This is a genomic window from Polaromonas sp. P2_G11 (assembly GCF_056403595.1).
In genome coordinates this window covers 1-4763 of the sequence record NZ_JBFUFE010000010.1, presented here as the reverse complement: position 1 = coordinate 4763, position 4763 = coordinate 1, and the positions used below count along the sequence as shown (strand labels likewise).

Annotated in this window: 1 protein-coding gene; it reads right to left on the bottom strand. The window is 67.4% G+C overall.

The window, feature by feature from the left end; genetic code table 11:
* A partial coding sequence (locus tag AC1DWQ_RS22995) for an RHS repeat domain-containing protein (RefSeq protein WP_477671726.1) occupies window positions 1-4637 on the bottom strand: 4637 nt, incomplete at its 3' end.
* Window positions 4638-4763: the final 126 nt, after the last annotated feature.

Below are 4763 nucleotides of genomic sequence, written 5' to 3'. Positions count from 1 at the left end.
GCCGCGTCATACACGTACTTGACCACCTCGCCCAGGGCGTTGACCGTGGCCGTGAGCCGGCCGTCCCTGTCGTAGACGCGGTTCTCCACCAGGTCCGAGCCCGCGGCGGCAAGCACCCTGGCCTGGATTTGCGCCACGCTGGCGGCCGCCGGCAAGCCGGCCATATCCGCCGGTGTGATAGCCGTTGCATAGACCGTGGTCTTGACGACGCGGCCTTCCGCGTCAAAGCCGCTCTGCCTGACGTTGCCCGCCGCATCGACGGTGAACACCAGCCGGTCTCCCGCGTCGTAGGCGTAACGCGTGAGGTTGCCGTTCGCATCGGTGGAACTGGTGACGTTGCCGGCCTTGTCGTAGGCATAGCTGCGCGTGAGGTTCAGGCCCGTCGGGTCGACCTGCTCCAGAGTGCGGCGCCCGAGCTTGTCGTAGGTGTAGCGGGTGACCGTGCCGCGGGGGTCTGTCACCGTCAGCGTCTTGCCGCGCCCGTCGTAGCTGTAGGCCGTCACGAGGTTCAGGCCCAGGGGGTCGACCGCCTGCTGGGTCAGCTGGCCCTTGAGGTCGTAGCTGAACTGGGTGACGATGCCCAGCGGGTCGGTCACGGTGACTTGCTGGCCTTTGGCATCGTAGCCGTAGGTGGTGGTGAGGTTCAGGCCCGCCGGATCGACGGTGCGCGCCAGAACCCGGTTGGCGGCGTCATAGCCGAGCACCACCAGGTTGCCGTTGGCGTCCGTCGTGCTGGCCAGCCGGTTGCTGCGGTCGTAGCTCTGGCTGGTGGTGGTCAGCGCTGTTGTCGTGGTGAGCAGGTTGCCGTTGAGGTCGTAGGCAAAGCTGGTGGTGTTGCCCAGGCCGTCGGTCACGCTCTGGGTCTGGCCCAGGCGGGTCTGCACCGTCGTGACGCTGACGCTCTCGGGCGTGGTGACCGTGACAGAGCGCGCCACCTTGTCATAGCTGTAGCTCGTGACCTGGCCCAGGCCGTCGGTCTGCGTGAGTACCCTGTCGAAGGCGTCGTAGCTGCTGCTGCGCGTGACATTGAGCGGGTCAACGCTGGTGACGGCGCGGCCCAGCCTGTCGAAGGTCCGGGTGCTGGTGTGGCCGTTGGCATCGGTGCTGCTGGTCAGCCGGCCGAAGGCGTCGTACACGGCGGACGTGATGGCGTTGATGCCGCTGGCATCCAGCACGGCCCCGGTCGCCAGGCCGCGCCGGTCTACCGTGGTGGTCCGCGTCAGGGTTTGCGATGCGCCCAGGTCCTGCACGCGGCTGACTTCATTGCCGAAGGCGTTGTAGCCCAGGGCGGTGACATTGCCCAGCGCGTCGGTGCTGCTGGCCAGGCCGCCGAAGCTGTTGTAGGCATAGGTGGCCTTGCTGTCGAGCGCGGCATTCACCACGATGGCGGCGGTGAGCGCGGCATTGACCAGCCCGCCGGCATTGGCGCCTGTCAGCCCGGCCAGGTTGATGCGGGTGCCGTAGCTCACCGTGGACGTCAGCTGCCCCAGGGCGTTGTACTGGCTCTCGCGTACCTCGCCGAGCGCGTTGACCGTGTGCGTCAGATGCCCGTCGACGTCGTAGAAGAACAGCGTCTTATTGCCGTAGCCGTCGGTCGTGCTGGTGCGACGGCCCGCGGCGTCGTAGGCGTGGGTCAGGCCGTATTGGCTCCAGACGGCGTCGATCTGCGCCTGCGTCAGGCTGCCCGTGAGCAGCGCGCTGCCGACACCGGTGAGCTCGCCGACCAGGCGGCCCTGCAGGTCGTACTTCGCTGTCAGCGTGCGGGCCTCGGAGGTGCCGGCGGCGGACACCTTTTGTGTCAGGTTGCCTGTGCTGTCATACGTGAACTGCGTGACGGTGCCGGCGGCGTCGGTTGACGTGACGACGCGGTTCAGGAGGTCGTAGGTAGCGCTGCTGCTGCGGTCTTGCGCGCTGGCGGCCGGGCGAAGATCGGCAACCGTCGTGCTGGAGGTGAAGGCGGCCAGCGCGCCGGCGCTGACAGCCGTGGCGTAGCGGATGCTCTGGGTGAGGTTGCCGTTGGCGTCGTAGACCTTCTCGGTCAGGTAACCCTCGGCATCGATTTCGCCGGCCACCTGGCCCTGGGCGTTGAGCACCAGGCGTGTGGTGATGTCCCTGGCATCCGTGGCCGGCAGAAGCTGGGCCAGCGTTCCGCTGGCGCGCAGGGCCTGGGCGGTCACCGTGGCGTAGGCGGTGCGGCTGGCCAGGCGCCCGGCGCTGTCGTACCTCAATTCCGTGAGGTAGCCTTCGGCATCGAGGCTGGCGCGCAGCAGGCCGTCGTCGTCGTAGAAGTTTCTCTCGACGCGGTCGGCAGCGGCGTTGGCCGTGGGCGCAACACTGCCGGCGGCCGGTGCTGCACCCAGCGCCGCGGTTGAGATGAGGTTGGCGTAATGCGTGACGGATACCAGGCGGCTGGCGCCGTCGTACTGCATCTCGGTGACGGCGCCCTGGCCGTCCACCGTCTTGAGCAGGCGGCCGGCGCTGTCGTAGACGCGCCAGGACTTGAGGTCGGCGGCAACACCGGCCGGCCGCACCGCCGCCAGCGACGGGTTCAGCGGCTGGCCGGACCCGTTGACGAGGCTGGCCACATTCACCGCGCTTGCGTAGGCAATGGTCTGCGTGACCTGGTTGTTCTTGTTGTAGACGTATTCCGTCAGGCTGCCGTTGCCGTCGATGTCGGCGGTCTTGCGGCCGGCTTCGTCATACAGCATCCAGGCCCGCACGCCGCTCGGGTCCTGCGTCATCGTGAGACGGTTGTCGGCGTCGTAGACGTAAAGCGTGGTGCCCAGGTTGGCGGTCTGCGCGCTGCTTTGCGTGACGCTGATGAGGCGGCCAGCCGCGTCATAGGTGCTGCTGGTCGACAGGCCGTTGGCGAAGCTGACGGTGGTTTTGCGGCCGGCGTCGTCGTAGCTGGTCAGCGTGGTCTGCCCCAGCGCGTTCTGCACCGACAGCACGCGGCCCAGGCCGTCGTAGGTGTACAGGCTGACGCCCGCCGTCCCCGAGATGGTCTTGAGCAGCAGGCCGGCCTGGTCGTAGATGTATTGGGTCGTCGACTGGCTGCCGTCGGCAACGCCGTTGCCCGCGGCGTCGACCCTGGCGTACACCGTGACCGACTGCAGTTGCCCGCGTGCGTCCAGCACCCGGTCGGAGCGCGTGCTCAGGAGAAGGTTTTGCGCGCCGGCCCAGGTGGCCATGGCCGCTTCTGTGGGCACGGCCGTGGCGCCCAGGGCGGCCACGTTGTAGGCTGCCGCGCTGTACTGGATGCTGGCAACCTGCTCGCCCCAGGCGTTGTAGCGGAACTCAGTCACGCGCCCTGTCGGGCTGAGCACAAACCTCAGGAGGTTTTTGTTGGCGGCGTCGTAGACGTAGCGCGTCGTGAGCGGCAGGGCGGGCTGGCCGGCACCGGCGCCGTCCGGGTCGGCCACGGTATAGGTGGACTCGGTCAGCAGCTGGTTGCGGGCATCGTAGGTGCGCGTGACGGTGTTGCCACTCGCATCGCGCTGCAGGACCTGGTTGCCGTTGGCGTCGTACTCCATCGCCGTCGCCTGGCCCAGCGCGTCGGTGACCTGGGTCAGGTCGCCGGCGGCGTTGTAGGCAAAGCTGCTGACCCGTGCCACGCCGCCGACCGCGGGTGCCGTGATCTTGGTGAGCTGGCCTGCGCCGTCGTACTCGTAGCTGGTGACGAGGCCGAGCGGGTCGGTCACCGTGGTGCGATTGTTGACGGTGTCGTAGCTGTAGCTCGTGGTGTGGTTGAGCCCGTCCCTGACGGTGGCGACCCGGTAGTCGGCGCCCACTTGCACGTAGGTGAACGTCAGGCTGGTGCCGTCGCTCTGGGTGACGCTTGCCACGCGGGTGCTGGCGCCGTCGTAGGTGTAGGTGGTCTGGTAGTAATAGTTGTCTGCCGTGCTGGCGTCTTCCGGACTGAGGTCCACTCTCACCGAAGATAGGCGGTTGCTCGTGTCGTAGGCATAGGCCACGCGGGTGAGGGTCGTGCCGTCGGCCCTGACGGTGCGCACTTTGGAAACGTTGCTGCCCACGTAGTCGAGGTAGGTGACGTCGCCGCTGGCGCTGGTCATGCTGGAGAGCAGGCCCGAGGCGTTGTAGGCGTAGCTGGCGCTCGTGCCGCTGGCGTCGGTGGTGCTGGCCAGCCGCCCGGTGGCGGCCTCATACGTTTCGGTCAGGCCGGTGTCGCCGTCGGTCCAGACGTAGTCGCTGCCGACCGCCTTGATGGTGTCGTAGGCGCCGGCGCCGTCGGTGCTCACATAGGCGAGCCTGCCAGCGTCCCAGCTGTAGACCGACTCGCTGCCGTCCCGGGCGGTGCGGGTGAGGGTGCTGCCGGCAGCGTTCAGTGTGCCCGCCAGTTTCACCTGCTGGGCATAGGCCCCCATGGACCAGTTGTCGGCATTGTCGTCGTTGAGCTTGCCCTGGCTGTTGTAGGTGCGCAGCGCCGTCAGGTTCACGCCGTGCGCAACCAGGTAGTCGTCCCGGTCCTGCAGCACCAAATTACCATTGGCCACATTGACAAACGCCTGCTCGCCGCTTCGCCCCTGGCCGGCCGCCCCCAGCAGCCCGCCTCGCCCCAGCGTGGCCAATGACGTTGAACCCAAGCCCAGGCTATTGCCGCTGACGATCGCAACCATGTGATCTACCTAATGGTGAACCGCCGGCTCGGGCCCCTGCCCCTCACCCCTCCTCCAACCCTTTGGAGAACTGCTCAACGGTATTTCATCAATACATCCTCACATTTACCACTTTGTTTAGGAAAA